Below are 16,858 nucleotides of genomic sequence, written 5' to 3'. Positions count from 1 at the left end.
CGTCGATGGTCTCAGGGTGCGATGCCCACGCCGTCGATCCGGCTCCAGGCCTTCTCCTGGCCCGCGGTCATGGCCGGCCAACGCAGGCCACCCGGACGCGGGTTGACCCGTGACGCGTAGGCGCTGGGGGAGAAGCCCGGGTCGTAGAAGCAGCCGGTGCCGTACCTGCCGTCGCATGCGGTGCACGAGGCAGCGATCGACCGCGGCGTCGGCTTCTTCCCGGACCGCACCCAGGCGTCCAGTGCGGCGATCGAGTTGGCGTACTCGGAGTCGCTCAGCTCACTGTGTTCGCTTTCCCGAGTGAACGTCTGCACCAAGTGCCGCTCGCGGTGGGCGCCTTGGAGACTGGACCGGTACGCCGCCTCGTGCTCGACGAACGCGGTGGGGTCGTCGATCGCGTGCATGGTGAGCACGGGGATGGTCACCTTCCCGGTGAGGTCGCTGTCGTACGAGAGGTCGCGTACGGCGGTCGGGTCGGCCGAGAAGCGCTCGACCCCGGCGTTGAGCGCCCGGTCGTCGTGGGAGCCGGAATACCGTACGCCCTGATTGCTGAAGGGATTCCGCCCGCCGAGCCGGCTGTGCACGATGTCGCGAAACGTGAACGTGGCGAACCGCAGGTGTGACTCGAGGGTGCGCTCGGGGATCTTCGTCACCGCGAGGATGTCGTCGAGGTTGCGCTGCTGAGTCGCCGTCCGCTCCTTGGGTTCGGAGGCATACCCGGTGCATTCCTGAAGGCGCGCCCGCAGACCGGCGGCCGTCATCGTCGAGTCGGCGCGCAGCCCTTCCCACAGCGGGTACTGGGGCTCGGTGGGCCGGGGATGGTTGCGGCAGTAGTACTGATACACCACGCGCAGATCGACCCGGTAGTCGTACCCGCGAGAACCGCCGCCGAGAACGCCGCTGGTGAGAAGGGCTCCGTCATACGGGCCGTGCTTCGCCGCGCCGTAGGTTTCGACCACCTTGGCGGCGACATTGCCGCCCCAGGACTGGCCGTGCACGTAGGTCCGCCTGGGGTTGCCGAATTCACTCACGAACAGGCGACGCAGATTCTCGGTGTCTGCGGCTGCCATCCGCGTCCCGTAGCCACCACGCCGATACGACGAACCGGCCCAGGCGTAGCCCTCGTCCACCATCACCGCCCAGCGGTTCAGGTCGTCGACGCTGCGCTCGGGGTCGGAGCCCGCGCCGAGGTCAGGGCCTCCGTGGGCGTGCACCACGAGCGAGCCGTTCCAGGTCTTGGGGACGGCGATCGCGTAGTAGGCGCCGTTCGAGTCCTGGCCCGTGTAGCAGGTCGCCTTCCCGGCCAGATTCGTGGGGCAGGCGGCGGAGGCTGGTCTGTTCGCGGGGGCGGCCGGCGAAGCGGAAGCCTGCATGGGGAGCGCCCAGGCGACCAGACCCGCGATGCCTGCGACCGTCGCCGCGCGTCGGTGGTGCCGACCGGACACGGACCTCGTGCGGAAACCCGATGCGATGCGTCTGGTCATCATGCCCATGGGCCTGCTCCTCGTCGTCCGGCGCGCACGGTTGCGCGGCGGGGGTGATGCTAGGGACGGCCGAGCCGAAATCCCATGACGCGATCAGTAGCGTTCATATTGTTCGCTGACGCGGGTGAACGACGCTGGCACGGGCGGCAGACTGGCCCCATGACCGCTTCGGAGCCCAAAGCTGACCTTCACTTCTATCTGCAGTCCGCCCGCGATGCCCTGCTGTGGAAGCTCGAAGGGCTGTCCGAGTACGACATCCGCCGCCCGCTGACACCGACCGGAACCAACCTGCTCGGCCTCGTGAAGCACGTGGCCAGCGTCGAACTCGGCTACCTCGGTGAGACCTTCCTGCGCCCGTCCGGCGAGCCCCTGCCCTGGCTCGACGAGAGCGCAGAGGTCAACGCGGACATGTGGGCCACCGCCGACGAGTCACGTGAGTTCATCGTGGAGCTCTACCGGCGCGCGTGGGCGCATGCCGACGCGACGATCGACGCGCTGCCGCTGGACACCGTCGGCAAGGTGCCGTGGTGGCCCAGCGGCAGGGACGACGTGACGCTGAACCATGCCGTCGTACGCGTCATCGCCGATACGCATCGCCACGCCGGCCACGCCGACATCATCCGCGAACTCATGGACGGCGCCGCGGGAATGAACAAGGGCAACGACAACATGGCCTCCGACGACCCGGCCTGGTGGCAGGACTATCGAGACCGGGTCGAGCGCGCGGCTCGGGAGGCCGACGACGGGGTGTAGTTTCAACTGATGTGACCTGTAGGGCAGTTGAGCCCACCCCGGTTGAGCCCGCCCTGGGCCGCTAGTGAACCGAGAATCCGCCGTCGACGAAGATTGCCTGGCCGGTGACGTAGGCGGACGCCGGGCCGGCCAGGAACACCGCGGCTCCGGCGAAGTCCTCGGCCAGGCCGTTGCGGCCGACCATCGTGCGGGCGGCCAGCGCGGCCACCTTTTCCGGGTCGGACGACAAGCGCGCGTTGAGAGGAGTCATGACGAAGCCCGGCACGAGCGTGTTGCAGGTGACGCCGTGGGGCGACCATGCCTCGGCCTGCGAGCGGGCCAGCGCCTCCAGGGCGCCCTTGGACACCCCGTACGCGCCGCTCTGGACGAACGCCCGGTGCGCCTGCTGGGAGGTGATGTGGATGATCCGCCCGAAGCCCCGCTCGGCCATGCCGGGTCCGAAGCGCAGGCCCAGGAGGTGGGGTGCCTCCAGGTTGACCGCCATCGTGGTGTCCCAGACCTCGTCGCCGAGCTCGCTCATCGGGGGCCGCAGGTTGATCCCGGCGCTGTTGACGAGGATGTCGGGCTCGCCGAACACCCCGGCAGCCTGCTCCGCAGCCGCGCGCACCCCCTCGCGGGTGCTCAGGTCCCCGCTCACCCAGGCCGCCCGGCAACCCTCCGCCGTCAACTCGTCCACGGTGGCGGTGAGTTCGGCCACCTTGCGGGCCACGATCACCACGCTCGCCCCGGCGCGGGCGAGCGCACCGGCGATGGCTTTGCCGATGCCGGAGCTGCCACCGGTCACCACAGCGGTCCGGCCGTCGAGCGAGAACAGTTCGGAGAGGTAGTTCTGCGAGGTCATGACCGCACCCTAAACGCCGCCGTCATGGTGACAGCAGCCGGGCCGACCTGCGGAAATTCACTTGACCTGGGCGGCGATGGTACGCGCGCACTCCAGGGACTCCGTGTGCGTGGTGTCCACCTCCAGGTCGTAGACGACGCCCTGGTGGACCACCTCCGCCTGCCGTGCGGCCATCCCCTGAGCGCGGTCCCCGCGGACGATCTCGCGGCCCGCGGCGACCTGGCTGTCGCACCTGACCCCGACCCACAGCACGTCGAGTCCGCCCAGAGCTTTCTGCCACCGCTGCTGTGACTCCGTCCCGCCGAGGAACACGTCGTCGATGACGATCCGGGCGCCCGCAGCGGCCGTCGCGGCGACCCCCTGCATCCACGCTGCTTGCAGCTCCTGGAACACCGCTCCGACGCTCACTGCGCCGGTTGAAGCGATCTCGATTCCTGAGCCCGATGCCTGCATGGACGCGGGCATCGCCTCGATCAGCCGGTCGATGCCGAAGGCGAGCCATGGATCCGGCAGTACCGCCTGCAGACACCGGACGATCCCGGACTTGCCCGAACTGGACCCACCGTTCAACACGATCACCTGAGTCGTCACCGGGTCAGGGTAGAGGCACCCCCACGGCACGAGAAGCGAATTTCGGCAACCGTATGAATGACTGAGGACGTGATCGGCCCGGGCGGCGGTGCAGGCGGATTCCTGTTCCTGCGCGACGGCGTCGGACCCCCCTGCCCTGGGCGGGCACACACCACGTATGTCGGATCCCGCCCGGCAGGGCGTCTGTAACAGCCATGTATTAGAGGACGGTTGAACGGAACGGCCCTCGCGCAGCCAGGGTCTCAGTGATCAGCAAGCGATCGACAGCCGATCAGCACGCGATCGGCAAGTGATCATTCAATGATCAGTACGGCTCGCTCAAGACGATCGAGCGGACACCCTGAAAGGGACCCCCATGCGCGTCCAGAAGCTCTCCCTTCTCGCCATCGCCGTCGCCGCGGGCCTCTCGCTCACCGCCTGCCAGAGCGGCGACGACTCCTCGGCCGGGTCGGACGACTCCTCCTCTTCCGCCCAGAGTTCTGGTTCCCAGAGTTCCGGTTCCGAGAGCTCCGGTTCTCAGGACTCGGACGGCAGCAGCGCATCGGCCGGCAACGGCACCAGCACGGCGGGATCCGACGCGAGCACCGGGGATTCCTCCAACGGCGGTTCCGGAACGGCTACGGGTGCCTGCCAGACCTCCCACCTCGCGTTCAGCAGCTCCGGCGGCATGGCCGAGGGCACGCTCATCGTGAACCTCAAGAACACCGGTTCCGCCACGTGCACCCTCAAGGGTTTCCCCGGAGCCGACCTGAAGGGCAAGGACGGCACCGTCAGCGCCGAGCGCAGCAAGCTCGCCCCGCCGAGCGTCAGCGTCAAGCCGGGCGAGGAAACCCGCTTCACGCTCCACTACCCGTCGAACGACTCCGGCGGCTCCGGCGTCACCTTCACCAGCCTCGTCGTCACCCCGCCCAACGAGACGCACTCCCACACCCTGCCCGTCAGCATCAACGTTCCCGCCACCGACGGCTCCGGCCCGGCCATCACGGTCGACCCCGTCGGCACCGGCAAGTGACCGGCGGGCGCGAGGGATCCGGCACCGGCTCGATCGGGTGCCCGACGGCCAGGAAGGCGCCGTCGCCGCCGAGGGGGACCTGATCCGCGGCTTCGCGATCGGCTGGAACTTCGGCGAGGGCCACCTCCACGACGGCCAGCTGCTGCCCGCCGTACAGGCCCGCCGCGGCCTCGCGCCCGGTCGGCCAGCAGTACCTGGCCGACCCCACCCGCTCCGTCGGCGACGTACACCCGGTCTGGGCCTACGCGCATGTCCCGTACGACTACGACGGAGATGCCACCGAAGCGATCCTCCGTCAGTTCGAGCTTCGCCGGAGGCGACATCGTCACGGGAGCCAAGACGGTCCCGCGCCTGCTCCTCGGCCCGCGCCCCGCGCTCGACCCCTACGGCACCGGCCTGCCCGGCGTGTTCATCTGCTCGGCCGCCACGCCGCCCGGCCCCGGCGCACACGGCATGTGCGGGGCAGGCGCGGCGAGGTCCGCTCTGCGGTACCTCGGCGTTCGGCAGCCCGTCTGACGCATGTCACGAATGAACGCGGCGGGGCCCCGACCGGTCGTCAGCCCGGCCGGGGCCTCTCCTTCGTACGACTTCCCGCTCAATCAGGTGGCCGCCTCGATGGTCACCTTGACGTGCTTCATGATGGGCTGGTCGCTCTGCGTGCTGTAGTCGACGAGCGCGCACAGCACGTTCATCTCGGGCATGTACCCGGCCGCGCAGCCGCGCGGGATGTCGTACGGGATGGCGAGGTAGCCGTTGAGGTAGCGGTGGCTGCCGTCCCTGGCCGTGCTGGTGATGTCGACGCGATCGAACTCGGAGATCCCGCGCTCGCGCATGTCGTCCTCGTTCATGAAGACGAGCTCGCGGAGGTTCTTGATGCCGCGGTAGCGGTCGTTGTCCGAGTAGATCGTGGTGTTCCACTGGTCGTGGGAGCGCATGGTGCCCAGGGCCAGGGTGCCGGGCGCCGGTACGACGTCGGGCAGGGGCGCGTCGGAGAACTCCGCGCCGCCGGACGGGGTCAGGAAGACCAGTTCACGGGCGGGCTGCTTCAGGCGGAAGCCCAGGGGCAGGCGCACGCGGCGGTTGAAGTCCTCGAAGCCGTCCAGGGCTTGCGACATGGTGTCGCGGATGCGGTCGTAGTCCTCGATGTACCACTCCCACGGGGTGGGGCTGGCGGGCAGCGCGGCACGGGCCATACCCGCGACGATCGCGGGCTCGGACAGCAGGTGCCGCGACGCGGGGCGCTTCATGCCGACGGACATGTGCACCATGCTCATCGAGTCCTCGACGGACGTGCTCTGGATGCCCTTGCGCTGATGGTCCTTCTCGGTGCGGCCGAGGCACGGCAGGATCAGCGCCTGGCGGCCGTGCACGAGGTGGCTGCGGTTGAGCTTGGTGCTCACCTGGACCGTGAGGTCGCAGTTGCGCAGGGCCTCGTACGTGATCGGCGAATCCGGTGCGGCGAGGGCGAAGTTGCCGCCCATGCCGACGAACACCTTCACATCACCCCGGCGCATGGCCTGGATGGTGCCGACGGTGTCCAGGCCGTGCTCACGCGGGGGGTCGATCTTGCAGTACTCGGCCAGGCGGTCGAGAAACTCGTCGTCGGGCCGGTGGTCGATGCCGCAGGTGCGGTTCCCCTGGACGTTGCTGTGACCGCGTACGGGGGACGGGCCGGCTCCTTCACGGCCCAGATTGCCGCGCAGCAGAAGGAGGTTGATGATCTCGCGGACGGTGTCGACGCCGTGCTCGTGCTGGGTCACGCCCAGGCACCAGCTGACGATGCTGCGGTCGGCATCGCAGTACACGCGCGCCGCTTTGAGGATGTCGTCGCGGCTGACCCCGGACTGCCTCTCCAGCTCCTCCCACGATGTGCTCTCGCACAGCTGCCGGTACGAGTCGAAGCCCGTCGTGTGCCGGTCGATGAACTCGTGGTCCAGCGCCTTGGGGTCCAGCTTGGATTCCTCGATGACCGCCTTGGCCATGCCGCGCAGGAGCGCCAGGTCGCCGCCGATCCGCGGCTGGAGGTTCAGGGTGCTGGTCCTGGTGGTCTTGAACAGCGCCATGTCCATGAAGTCGTGCGGGACGATGGTACGGGTCGCGGCCGCTTCGACGAGCGGGTTGATGTGCACGATCTGCGCGCCGCGGTGGTAGGCCTCGGCGAGCGCGGTGAGCATCCTGGGCGCGTTGGAGGCGGCGTTGACCCCCATGATGAACAGCGCGTCCGCGCTCTCCCAGTCCTTGAGGTCGACCGTTCCCTTGCCCGTTCCCAAAGACGCCTGCATGGCACGGCCGCTGGCCTCGTGGCACATGTTCGAGCAGTCGGGCAGGTTGTTCGTGCCCAGTTCACGGGCCATCAACTGGTAGAGGAACGTGGCCTCGTTGCCGAGCCGGCCGGATGTGTAGAACGACGCCTGATTCGGGTTCTCAAGGCCGCGCAGGGTGCTGCCGACCAGCTCGAACGCGTCCTTCCAGCTGATGGGGACGTAATGGTCCGTGTCAGGGTTGTAGACCATCGGCTCGGTCAGCCGGCCCTGGTCCTCCAGCTTGAAGTCGCTCCACTCGAAGAGCTCGGTCACCGTGTGGGCGGCGAAGAAGTCACGCTCGACGCGCTTGCGCGTCATCTCCCACGTGACGTGCTTGATGCCGTTCTCGCAGATGTCGAGCTTCAGGCCCTTGGTGTCGTCCGGCCACGCGCAACCCGGACAGTCGAAGCCCGTGTTCTCGTGGTTCATCTTCATGATCGCCCGCGGGCCGTCCACCAGTTCGCGCTCGCGCACGAGGAACTGGGTCACGCTCTTCGCCGCACCCCAGCCGGCCGCCGGGTGGTGGTAGGGGTGATACTCCGGATCCTCCTTGGGGACCGGCCCCACACTGGGTTCCAGTTCTTCCGGCGCTTCACTGTCGATGCTCAAGGCACTCAACCCTTCGACCATGCAATTACGGGCATAAGCCGACAAAATATTAGTTTCAGTCAGGCTATGCCGGTTGATCAATGGGCGCCACCTGCCCGGGGACACCGTCGCCCGCGGCAACCAGGGCGTCCGCCTGATCAGGGAGATCAGGCCCGCCGAGAGCGCGGCGGTGGCCGCCGAGCGGGCGGCGAGGCCGGTCAGGCGCAGGTCGGCGGCGCGGACCCTGGGCAGACGAGCCGGCAGGGCCCGGCGATGATCAGCTCGGTGATGCCGTGATGCCGTGATGCCGTGATGCCGTGATGCCGTGATGCCGGTGAACGTGTGGACGACGCGGGCCGTCAGCTCGCCGCGGACCGGAGAGGGCTGCCGTTTTGCCCGTCCGTCGGGGATCGACCGGTCGCGTGATCAGTGCGCCGGGATGTGCTGGACGCCGATCCGTCGGCGGAAGACCCAGTACGTCCAGCTCTGGTAGATCAGCACGATCGGCGTGAACACCGCCGCGACGATCGTCATCACCTTCAGCGTGTACGACGACGAAGAGGCGGTGGAGACCGTCAGTGACCAGTCGGGGTTGAGCGTCGACGGCATGACGTCCGGATACAGGGCCAGGAACAGCATCGCGAACGCCGCCACGACGGTCAGCCCCGACAGCATGAACGCCCAGCCGTCGCGGCCGAGCCGCGTCATGACCAGCGACCCGGTCAGTGCCAGGAACGCCACGAGCATCATGCCCAGACTCCGGCCGTTGCCCGACTCCACCTGCGTCCAGATCAGGAACGCCAGTAGCAACAGGCCCGCCAGCGCGCCGAGTTGAGTCGCTTGTTTCCTGGCCCGGTCACGGATGTCCCCGAGCGTCTTCAGGGCCGTGAAGACCGCGCCGTGGCAGACGAACAGCACGAGCGTCATGAAGCCGCCGAGGATCGTGTAACCGTTGAACAGGTCCCCGAGGCTGCCCACGTACGACTTGTCCGCGTCGATCGCCAGGCCGCGGACCATGTTCGCGAAGATCACGCCCCAGAGGAACGGGGGCAGCAGCGATGTCCAGAAGGTGGCCTCCTCCCAGTTGTGCTGCCAGCGCGCACCGGACTGCTTGGCCCGGTATTCGAAGGCCACGCCCCGCACGATCAGGCAGAACAGAATGATCAGCAGCGGAACGTAGAAACCGCTGAACAACGTGGCGTACCAGTCCGGGAAGGCCGCGAAGGTCGCACCGGCGGCCGTGATCAGCCAGACCTCGTTGCCGTCCCACACCGGGCCGATGGTGTTGATCAGGACACGGCGTTCGGTGCTGTTCCGGGCCAGCGACTTGGTGAGGACGCCGACGCCGAAATCGAAGCCCTCCAGGAAGAAGTAGCCGATCCACAGGACGGCGATCAGGATGAACCAGAGATCGTGGAGGTGCATGACGATCCGTCCTCAGTACGCGTGGGCGAGGGGCTGGTCGGAGTCCTTCGCGGAGGGCCCGCGCAGGGTCGGGTCCTTGGTCGGCGGCTGCTCACCGGAGTCCGGGCCGGCCATGGCGTACTTGGCCATGAGCTTCACCCAGATCACCGCGAGTACCGCGTAGAGCACGGTGAACGCGGTCATCGAGCCGATCACCGTGCCGGTGGCCACGTTGGGGGAGTCGGCCTCGGAAGTGCGCATCAGCCGGTAGACCACCCAGGGCTGACGGCCCATCTCGGTGAAGATCCAGCCGAAGCTGTTGGCGACCAGCGGGAAGGCCATGGTGAGGATGCCGACCCGCCAGCTCCACTTGGTGAAGAAGGCGTTCATCTCGACCTTGTTCGTGAGCATCAGCATCGGTGGCTCGTCGTCGTCGGTCTTGCGCGCCCGGGCCAGCCAGAACTTCCGCCGGGTGGTCCACAGCCCGATCAGGCCGACCACGAAGCTGGTCATCCCGAAGAAGATCATGAGGCGGAAGCCCCAGTACGTCACGAAGATGTTCGGGATGTAGTCCTCCGGATCACCGCCGAATTCGGCCGCCTCCTCCCGGGCCCTGTCGTTGATGCCCGGGACGGGCGAGTGGAAGTTGTCCTTGGCGAGGAAGGACAGCAGGCCCGGGATCTCCAGCGCGACGGTGTTGTGGCCCTCGGAGACGCTGCCGATCGCGAAGATCGAGAAGGGGGCGGGACCTTGTGTGTCCCAGAGTGCCTCGGCGGCAGCCATCTTCATCGGCTGCTGCTCGAACATGACCTTGCCCAGCCGGTCGCCGCTGAGCGCGGTGCCCAGCCCTGCCACCACGGCGATGACCAGGCCGACTCGCAGTGAGGTCCGCATCGGCGCGATGTTCCGGCGGTTCGTCTCCTTGCCGTGCTTGGCGCGCAGCAGGTGGTACGAGGAGATGCCGATGACCAGCGCGGAACCGGTGAGGAACGCGGCGGTAACGGTGTGGAACATCTGCACCTGCGTGGTGTTCTGGAACAACACGCGGCCGATGTCGATGAGTTGGGCCCGCCCGGATTCCTTGTCGATCCGGTAGCCGACCGGATGCTGCATAAAGGAGTTGGCCGCCAGAATGAAGTAAGCGGAGAGCAGGGTGCCGATGGCGACCAGCCAGATGCACGCGCAATGCAGCTTCTTGGGAAGCCTGTCCCAGCCGAAGATCCACAGACCGATGAACGTGGACTCGAAGAAGAACGCGATCAGCGCCTCCATCGCCAGCGGGGCGCCGAAAACATCGCCGACGAAGCGAGAATAGTCGGACCAGTTCATCCCGAACTGGAACTCCTGGACGATCCCGGTGACGACACCCATCGCGATGTTGATGAGAAAGAGCCTGCCCCAGAACTTCGTGGCGTGGAAATGCTTGGCCTTTCCTGTGCGCACCCAGGCCGTCTCCAAGCCCGCCACGATGGAGGCCAGACTGATCGTCAGCGGTACGAAGAGGAAGTGGTAGACGATGGTGATGCCGAACTGCCATCGCGCCATGGTCTCTTGAGCGACTGCTAGTACCACTGCATCTTCTCTCGGCCGGAGTTCCCCGCATTCGGGCAAAAGCTATCTTTAGCACAGAGCGGCATAGGGCCTGGTGGAGCTGGGGCCGGGTGAAGGCAGTCAATTTCCGCTCCGCTTGCGGATGGGCAACCACCGGGATTGAGTGGAAATGGTGCCCCCATCAGAGGCGTCGGAAGCTGTCAGCATTAGAGGCTGATCACATGGAAGCGAAGAAGGGCGATTATCTGACCCTGCACGGCCTCAGGGGTGACAGGACCGTCAGGGTCGAGGAGATCATCTCTGGTACGAATCGCGAGCTCTACCAAGTGGCCTTTTCGGACGGCCACACTGCTGTGGTCGCGCCGGGGCCGGACGTAGAAATGGCACACCGCAAGCGCCACACACACGTGATCGATGTATCCGGTTCGCCGTATCTCTAGATTGCGCATAAACAGACACGTGAGGCGGAAACAGACACGTGAGAGGGAGCCCTCACTGAGGGCTCCCTCTCACGTGCTCCCGTACGTGTCTCTCGTGCTCCCGTACGAGCGGATCAGTAGCGCAGCAGCGCCGCCACGCCGCCGGCCTCCTGGAGCGTCCCGTCGGGCACGAACAGAACCCGGGCGTCGGCCGCGATCGCGTTGTCCACGAGTCGCTCGACGATGTCGGTGGCCACACCAAGTGCGTGCGCCGACGGTTCCATGTCCTTCTTCGGGTCCGGCAACGTCACCGGCTTCGGTACGTCCACGAGCTCCAGAACGCGGTCGTCCTCGGTGATGCGGCCCGCCAGCATCAGTCCCTCTTCCAGCACCAGGCGGCGCACGCGCTTGTCGGCGACCGAGGTCCACACCTCCGGCGCGCCGCCGACATACTTGCCCTGTCCACGCGCTTCGCTCAGCTCGGAGACGGCCTCGGCGACCTGCTTGGCGTAGAAGTCGGCGAGGACCGGCTGAATCCGCTTCTCCAGGTCCTGGGCCGATTCCTTGTCCATGCCCGTGAGGGGCAGTGTCCCGGCGATCAGATTCCCGTATCGGGTGATGCTCTTGAACGTCGAGAGGATCTTGTCGCCGCCGATGACGAACAGCGGCAGGCCGTCGTGCTCCTCGAAGGACTGCCCCAGCCGTTTGTCCACGGTCCGCAGGTACTGCTCGACCCGCTCCTCATGCCCCTCGTACGGCGTGGAGTGGGGGATGGATCCGGGAATCGCATCCTCGGGGGACGGGATCTGCGGCTTGTCCGGCCAGCCGTTCCTCTCCACTTCCTGCAGCCGTCGTACAGACCCGTGGAACAGACGGCACATCTCCTGGTCGAGGACAAGAACCAGGTACGGGCGAGAGCGCTGCTCGGCAGCCACCAGGTACCGCGTCAGGAACGCAGTGCCGAATTCCACGCGGGGTTCCACCGGTGCGAGCGATGTCATCCGCCACACCTGGACCGGCTCGTTCACGGCCACGTAGACAACCATGGCGTCGTCCGGGTGGAAAGGATCCGTCGCGCGTTCGATCTCCGCGGGATCCAGCAGTTGATCCCGCAGCTCCAACCTCGTCTCCCGCTCCACGTCCGGGTCGTCCACCAGCCGCCGCTTGGCCTCGGTGACCAGGTCGCGGATGAGGATTCGGTCCTTGTCGCTGAAGGGGAAATCCGGATCGGTCGGAGTCACCAACGTGATCGCGGGATACGGCCGCTGCTTGCTCAGGGCGGCACGGATTTCAGGAGTCAGATCGGAGGTATGCACGATTTCAGCCTCGCATTGATCACCAGGAGACGCAGGGCGGAGGCGGCCGGCCGCCGGTGACGGTTCCCTGCCCTGCGGGCCGGACTCGCCTCGACCCGCCGTCACCGTCTCGACCCGGCGTCATCGGCAGGAGCGGCGTACCGTGAAATCTACGAATGCGCGACCGGGGAATTCCGGGCTCGCGAAGCCGACGTGAGACGGCGAGGTGCCGAGTCATGAGCAAGAACTCACCGGCGAAAGGGCACCACGGCATAGGCGCCCGAGGGCAGGGCAAGCTGCTGTACTTCCACTCGCAGATCCCGCAGGCAGCCGTCAAGCAGGCGAAGGACCAGCTGCCCGGTAAGTCCCAGCAGCCCCACGATCATCGCAAGGCCAATGGCCGCTGGGCCCCGTGACGAGGTCCGGCAGACCACTTGGAGGGCCTCACACGGGTGTGTGGCCCTCCAAGTAGGTGCGCACGGCTCCCGGGGGCGTGACGTCGACGGCCGCCGCGACCGGAATCCAATGGATCTGCTCCGGCGTGAGCCGCGCCCCGTCCGACGGGTCCTCGGTCAGCAGCTGACACAGGACGGCCGACCCGGGATCTTCCTGGGCCGCCTGCGGTTCGAGTGTCGACGAACCGTCGACGAGATAGCCGGTGAGCTCGTACACAAGGCGCGCCGCGGTGGCCTCCGCCGACTCGGCGGGCTCGGGAACGCCGGACGGCAGCTCACTGCCGTCCGGCTGTTCCACCAGGAGCAGGCGTCCGTTGTGGATGACGACCGCCTGCACCATGCCTTGGCCCGCCTGCTCCAGCGCCATGATCCGACCGCCCTCTCCCCGTTCCGCGTGATCCGTGCGCCCGGTGTGCGGGCCCTGCCTTCCTACCCCACGAAGGTCGGTTCACGCTGACGTCGCCGGATCAGGGATCAGGGCGGGGACGGAGTCAGACGCGGTCGGCGACGATCATCAGGTACTGGAAACTGCCGTTCTTGTACGCGGTGAGGAACGTGTCCTCGATGCCGGTGACCAGATGGTCGGCCTGCTTGCGCAGTTCCCAGTACGGCAGCGCGGCCTCGGTGAGGTCCTCCACGTGCACGGGGACCAGACGGTTGCGGGCCATGGCGCGGAAGTACTCCGACCGTGGGTGGATGTCGCAGATGTAGTGGGCGTTGATCAGGGACACCTCGCGCGACGCCCGGCCGTAACTGTCGTTGTAGCAGCCGGTGATGACCACGTACCGTCCGCCGCGGCGCAGCAGCCGGGCGTGTTCGGCGAAGAGCAGCTCCAGCTCGACGTACATGGTCGACTCGTTGTTCCACGACGCGCCGAACGCGCCGGTCGGCAGACCGGTGTCGAGCATGTTGCGGTGGTGGTAGCGGACCTGGCCGTCGATGCCGCGCTTGGCGGCCTGGGCGTTGGCGAAGTCCGCCTGTTTGGCCGAGATGGTGACGCCGTCCGTCTGGCAGCCGTACCGCAGATGCGCCACGACACTGCCGCCGCCGCGTCCGCAGCCGGCGTCGAAGGCCCGGTCGGTGGCGGTGAGCGGCCCGAGGTGGTCGGCCAGGCAGTTGGCCTGGGCGTGTTCGAGCCGGTGCAGCTCGGCGGTGATCCGGTCGTTGCGCCGCGTGGGGTCGGGCTCGTCGAGCACCGAGTTGTCCGCGGGTCCGATCCCGTAGTGGTGGTGGTACAGGTCGTCGATCTTGCCGAGTTCGAGGTTGACCGGGTTTTCCTCGGTGTTCCAGTATTCGGCGACACGGGACTGGTACGTGGACTGGGTCGGCAGCGCAGCGGCCGAGGTGAAGTGGGGAGCGGTGGTCAACAGGTACTCCTCGCAGTGCATCTGACGGTGGAACAGGTACAGGTGAAACGGACTTTCGGGTCCGGGTGACCGGACCGGAGCGCGGGCTACCAGTAGTTGGGCAGGTGGTAGCGGCGGCTGTTCGTGGCGTGCCACTCGTGGTTGCCGGCCACCCAGGCGCTGAGGCCCTGGACGTACCGCTCGACGAGAGGCGACATGGCGGACAGGAGCGCGGCCTCCTCTTCGAAGGCCGTCTGGATCTCGTTGTGGATGTCGACGGACTTGAGGTAGGCGGCCTTGAGGCCGCACCGTTCGTTGGCCGCGACGACCTGCGGCAGGTTGAGGTGGGTGGGGTCGTTGGCCAGTTCCTTGGTGAAGGAGTACAGGTCGTTGACGAGCGTCGTCGCGTTGCACGCGAGCGCCGTGACCCGCTGGATCTCGGGCCGGGCGTAGACGGCCTCGGGCAGTTCGTAGCCGTCGACCGCGTCCACGAGGGACAGGCAGGGGCGGAAGTTGTTGAACTGCCGCATGACCAGGTACTCCCACACGCGTGGCATGTGCCGGGTCTCCGCCCAGGCGGCCTCGGCGAGGTATCCGAGGTGCAGCCGCGCGATGTCGTGGACGAACCGGGAGGTCTGGCTGGGCGTGGCGAAGGCGGCGTAGTCCTGGAAGGCCACGTGGTACGAGCGCAGCGGGCCGTCGGCCTGCATGCCGTGGCGCCACTGCGCCTCCGCCTCGGGTGTTCCGTGGTACGGGTCGATCGCGGACTGCGCCATGATCAGCCGGCCGCCGAGGCCGCGCGGTGATCCGCCCCTGTCCTCGCAGTAGCAGTCGTCGACCATGTTCTCGGCGAGCAGCAGCTTGCCCGCGGCGGTGAGGCGGTCCAGGTCTGCCGCCCCCGGGTGCTGGAGCACCACGGCCCGCCCGACCTGGAAGCTCGCGAAGTCCTCGAACCACGCCTCGGGGAACAGATCGAGACCGCGGGCCCAGATCTCCAGCCTGCGGTCGACCTCCTCGACCTTCACGGGGTCGGCGGGGACCGCCGGCTGGTGACGCAACCCGGGGACCGCCCCGCCGCGCCGGGTCTGCAGGGCGTACGCCAGGTTGGGAGGCCCCGGCGGCGAGAACGGGGTGGTGGTGTCCGGCGGTGCGCTCATCGCGTACCCCGTCCGTCGGCGTGCGTCATTCGGCGGTCCGTCCGATCTGCACGTTCTCGAGGATCCCCGCCGCGTCGGGGACGAGAATCGCCAGCGAGTAGTAGGCCGTGACGAGGTAGTTGATGATCGCGGTGGTGTTGATCCCCATGAACCTGACGTTCAGGCCCGGCTGGTACTCCTCGGGGATGCCGGTCTGGTAGAGGCCGACGACCCCCTGGTCGGACTCACCCGTGCGCAGCGCGAGGATGCTGGTCGTGTGCTGCGGCGTGACCGGGATCTTGCCGCAGGGGAAGATCGGGACGCCGCGCCAGGCGGGCACCTCGTGACCGTCGACGTTCGCGGTGCCGGGCACCAGACCGCGCCGGTTGCACTGCCGGAAGAACGCGGCGATCGCCTTCGGATGGGCGAGGAAGAGCTTCGTCTTACGGCGCATGGAGAGCAGTTCGTCGAGATCGTCGGGGGTGGGCGGGCCGGCGAAGGTGCTGATGCGCTGGCCGTAGTCGACGTTGTGCAGCAGCCCGAACTCACGGTTGTTGAGGAGCTCCCACTCCTGGCGCTCGCGGATCTCCTCGATGGTGAGCCGAAGTTGCTCCTCGGTCTGGTCCATCGGGTCGTTGTAGAGGTCGGCGATGCGGGTGTGGACGCGCAGGACGGTCTGGGTGAGGGACAACTCGTATTCGCGCGGCGCGAGTTCATAGTCGACGAAGCCGCCGGACAGTGTCGGCTCACCCGTGTGCCCGGACTGCACGGGGACGTCTGCCTCGCCCTTGCGGTTCCTCGGCAGCCGCTGCCGTTCCGCGTACTCCCGCAGGTGTGCGGCGAGGGACGGTGTCCGCTCGGTGAGCTCCTCGACGATGTCCCAGGGCAGGACGAGTACCGTGCCCGCGGTCTCGGCCCGGACCGAGCTGAGCCACAGCGGGTCCGGCTGGCCGATGGCCTCGTCGCCCATCTGGTCGCCGTCCGTGACGACGCCGATGACCTCCTCCTCGCCGTACTTGCCTTCGGTGAAGCGGGTGAACCGACCGTGGGCCACCAGGTATGCCTCGGTCACCGGCTGCCCGGCCTCGAAGAGGACCTGCCCGGCCCGCACCTCCCGGGTCCGGAACCGGGTGGCGATCTCCTTGAGAACGTCGATGTCGTCGTACCCGCGCAGGACGGGGAGTTCGGTGAGCGTCTCGGGGATGACTTTGATGTCGTTCCCGCCGCTCTGGTCGAACTGCACCCTGCCGCGGCCGATGCTGAGCTGGAGACGCCGGTTGACCCGGTACGTACCGCCCTTGACATCCACCCAGGGCAGGGATTTGAGCAGCCACCGTGAGGTGATGGCCTGCATCTGCGGCGCGGACTTCGTGGTCGTGGCCAGCCGGCGTGCCGCATGGGTACCGAGACTGGTCAGCTGCTGGTCGGTCGGGACTTCAGGTGCGGTTTCTTCGTCGCTCGCGGGACCGGTGGCGCTGTCCGGCACGGACACATTCCCTCCCAGGAGGTGTAACGAGGGTGAGCGAAGCGATCGGTGGTACGAAAGCTCCTCGTTGCACCCACAAGGCAAGCAGCCGGGAGTGGTGGCCAGGTACGGCGCGAAGGGGGCGAGTTCGCGTCCTGGAAGTGCAAACCTGCCGAATGAGGCAGACGGCCGAGCGGAACGTGATCGCGCGCCGT

The 16,858-nt window shown here is 67.6% G+C and carries 16 protein-coding genes and 2 pseudogenes; 7 read left to right on the top strand and 11 right to left on the bottom strand.

Features of this window, described 5'->3' with window-relative positions; all coding sequences use genetic code 11:
- Positions 1-11: 11 nt before the first annotated feature.
- Positions 12-1,373: a hypothetical protein gene (locus ACZ67T_RS17065; RefSeq protein WP_469985009.1), complete on the bottom strand. Its 1,362-nt coding sequence runs from the start codon at positions 1,371-1,373 to the stop codon at positions 12-14.
- Positions 1,374-1,643: 270 nt separating this feature from the next.
- On the opposite strand from ACZ67T_RS17065, the gene ACZ67T_RS17060 reads away from it, so the two are divergent.
- Positions 1,644-2,237 carry a DinB family protein gene (locus tag ACZ67T_RS17060; protein ID WP_469984758.1) on the top strand — a complete coding sequence of 198 codons (594 nt, stop codon included), beginning with the start codon at positions 1,644-1,646 and terminating at the stop codon, positions 2,235-2,237.
- Positions 2,238-2,298: 61 nt separating this feature from the next.
- Here ACZ67T_RS17060 and ACZ67T_RS17055 read toward each other — a convergent pair whose 3' ends face one another.
- Complete coding sequence (locus ACZ67T_RS17055) at positions 2,299-3,078, bottom strand: SDR family NAD(P)-dependent oxidoreductase (protein WP_469984756.1); 780 nt, start codon at positions 3,076-3,078, stop codon at positions 2,299-2,301.
- A gap of 57 nt (positions 3,079-3,135) precedes the next feature.
- Entirely contained in the window at positions 3,136-3,669 is a 534-nt protein-coding gene (cpt, locus tag ACZ67T_RS17050) for a chloramphenicol phosphotransferase CPT (RefSeq protein WP_469984754.1), read from the bottom strand.
- A gap of 355 nt (positions 3,670-4,024) precedes the next feature.
- On the opposite strand from cpt, the gene ACZ67T_RS17045 reads away from it, so the two are divergent.
- The 3 genes and pseudogenes from ACZ67T_RS17045 to ACZ67T_RS17035 all read left to right on the top strand — a co-directional run.
- Positions 4,025-4,681 carry a DUF4232 domain-containing protein gene (locus ACZ67T_RS17045; RefSeq protein WP_469984752.1) on the top strand — a complete coding sequence of 219 codons (657 nt, stop codon included), beginning with the start codon at positions 4,025-4,027 and terminating at the stop codon, positions 4,679-4,681.
- Between the two features lie 37 nt (positions 4,682-4,718).
- Positions 4,719-4,805: pseudogene (locus ACZ67T_RS17040) on the top strand (hypothetical protein); the annotation flags it as partial.
- A 55-nt stretch (positions 4,806-4,860) separates the two neighbouring features.
- A pseudogene (locus ACZ67T_RS17035) lies at positions 4,861-5,197 on the top strand (FAD-dependent oxidoreductase); the annotation flags it as partial.
- Between the two features lie 83 nt (positions 5,198-5,280).
- Here the strand turns inward: ACZ67T_RS17035 and ACZ67T_RS17030 are convergent.
- Positions 5,281-7,593 (bottom strand): FdhF/YdeP family oxidoreductase, encoded by a 2,313-nt coding sequence (locus ACZ67T_RS17030; protein WP_469984751.1) that lies wholly within the window; start codon positions 7,591-7,593, stop codon positions 5,281-5,283.
- A 73-nt stretch (positions 7,594-7,666) separates the two neighbouring features.
- Here ACZ67T_RS17030 and ACZ67T_RS17025 point away from each other — a divergent pair, with 73 nt between their 5' ends.
- Positions 7,667-7,849, top strand: coding sequence for a hypothetical protein (locus ACZ67T_RS17025; protein ID WP_469984749.1), 183 nt, complete (start codon positions 7,667-7,669; stop codon positions 7,847-7,849).
- A 149-nt stretch (positions 7,850-7,998) separates the two neighbouring features.
- On the opposite strand, the gene cydB is transcribed toward ACZ67T_RS17025, so the two are convergent.
- Both cydB and ACZ67T_RS17015 read right to left on the bottom strand, forming a co-directional pair.
- Positions 7,999-8,997 (bottom strand): cytochrome d ubiquinol oxidase subunit II, encoded by a 999-nt coding sequence (cydB, locus tag ACZ67T_RS17020; protein ID WP_469984748.1) that lies wholly within the window; start codon positions 8,995-8,997, stop codon positions 7,999-8,001.
- A gap of 12 nt (positions 8,998-9,009) precedes the next feature.
- Complete coding sequence (locus tag ACZ67T_RS17015; RefSeq protein ID WP_469984746.1) at positions 9,010-10,548, bottom strand: cytochrome ubiquinol oxidase subunit I; 1,539 nt, start codon at positions 10,546-10,548, stop codon at positions 9,010-9,012.
- A 200-nt stretch (positions 10,549-10,748) separates the two neighbouring features.
- On the opposite strand from ACZ67T_RS17015, the gene ACZ67T_RS17010 reads away from it, so the two are divergent.
- Positions 10,749-10,967 (top strand): DUF1918 domain-containing protein, encoded by a 219-nt coding sequence (locus ACZ67T_RS17010; protein ID WP_469984745.1) that lies wholly within the window; start codon positions 10,749-10,751, stop codon positions 10,965-10,967.
- A gap of 113 nt (positions 10,968-11,080) precedes the next feature.
- On the opposite strand, the gene ACZ67T_RS17005 is transcribed toward ACZ67T_RS17010, so the two are convergent.
- Entirely contained in the window at positions 11,081-12,262 is a 1,182-nt protein-coding gene (locus ACZ67T_RS17005) for a baeRF3 domain-containing protein (protein ID WP_469984743.1), read from the bottom strand.
- 215 nt (positions 12,263-12,477) lie between these two features.
- Between ACZ67T_RS17005 and ACZ67T_RS17000 the strand changes: the two genes are divergently transcribed.
- Positions 12,478-12,657, top strand: coding sequence for a hypothetical protein (locus ACZ67T_RS17000; RefSeq protein ID WP_100593497.1), 180 nt, complete (start codon positions 12,478-12,480; stop codon positions 12,655-12,657).
- Between the two features lie 28 nt (positions 12,658-12,685).
- Here the strand turns inward: ACZ67T_RS17000 and ACZ67T_RS16995 are convergent, their stop codons facing one another.
- The 4 genes from ACZ67T_RS16995 to ACZ67T_RS16980 form a co-directional block, all read right to left on the bottom strand.
- Complete coding sequence (locus ACZ67T_RS16995) at positions 12,686-13,063, bottom strand: NUDIX hydrolase (protein ID WP_469984741.1); 378 nt, start codon at positions 13,061-13,063, stop codon at positions 12,686-12,688.
- A 124-nt stretch (positions 13,064-13,187) separates the two neighbouring features.
- Positions 13,188-14,063, bottom strand: a complete 876-nt coding sequence (locus ACZ67T_RS16990) for a geranyl diphosphate 2-C-methyltransferase (RefSeq protein WP_469984739.1) — start codon at positions 14,061-14,063, stop codon at positions 13,188-13,190.
- Between the two features lie 86 nt (positions 14,064-14,149).
- Complete coding sequence (locus ACZ67T_RS16985; protein WP_469984738.1) at positions 14,150-15,199, bottom strand: family 2 encapsulin nanocompartment cargo protein terpene cyclase; 1,050 nt, start codon at positions 15,197-15,199, stop codon at positions 14,150-14,152.
- Positions 15,200-15,224: 25 nt separating this feature from the next.
- Positions 15,225-16,670, bottom strand: a complete 1,446-nt coding sequence (locus ACZ67T_RS16980) for a family 2B encapsulin nanocompartment shell protein (protein WP_469984737.1) — start codon at positions 16,668-16,670, stop codon at positions 15,225-15,227.
- Positions 16,671-16,858: the final 188 nt, after the last annotated feature.

It is taken from the genome of Streptomyces sp. NPDC107517, assembly GCF_055582645.1.
The sequence above is the reverse complement of the archived record's forward strand: the minus strand, read 5'-3'. Positions and strand labels throughout refer to the sequence as shown.

Bases quoted from the DNA above. Each gene is read 5' to 3' on its own strand.
- ACZ67T_RS17065 (WP_469985009.1), bottom strand. From the start codon at position 1,373: ATGCAGGCTTCCGCTTCGCCGGCCGCCCCCGCGAACAGACCAGCCTCC.
- ACZ67T_RS17060 (WP_469984758.1), top strand. From the start codon at position 1,644: ATGACCGCTTCGGAGCCCAAAGCTGACCTTCACTTCTATCTGCAGTCC.
- ACZ67T_RS17055 (WP_469984756.1), bottom strand. From the start codon at position 3,078: ATGACCTCGCAGAACTACCTCTCCGAACTGTTCTCGCTCGACGGCCGG.
- ACZ67T_RS17045 (WP_469984752.1), top strand. From the start codon at position 4,025: ATGCGCGTCCAGAAGCTCTCCCTTCTCGCCATCGCCGTCGCCGCGGGC.
- cydB (WP_469984748.1), bottom strand. From the start codon at position 8,997: ATGCACCTCCACGATCTCTGGTTCATCCTGATCGCCGTCCTGTGGATC.
- ACZ67T_RS17010 (WP_469984745.1), top strand. From the start codon at position 10,749: ATGGAAGCGAAGAAGGGCGATTATCTGACCCTGCACGGCCTCAGGGGT.
- ACZ67T_RS17000 (WP_100593497.1), top strand. From the start codon at position 12,478: ATGAGCAAGAACTCACCGGCGAAAGGGCACCACGGCATAGGCGCCCGA.
- ACZ67T_RS16995 (WP_469984741.1), bottom strand. From the start codon at position 13,063: ATGGCGCTGGAGCAGGCGGGCCAAGGCATGGTGCAGGCGGTCGTCATC.
- ACZ67T_RS16985 (WP_469984738.1), bottom strand. From the start codon at position 15,199: ATGAGCGCACCGCCGGACACCACCACCCCGTTCTCGCCGCCGGGGCCT.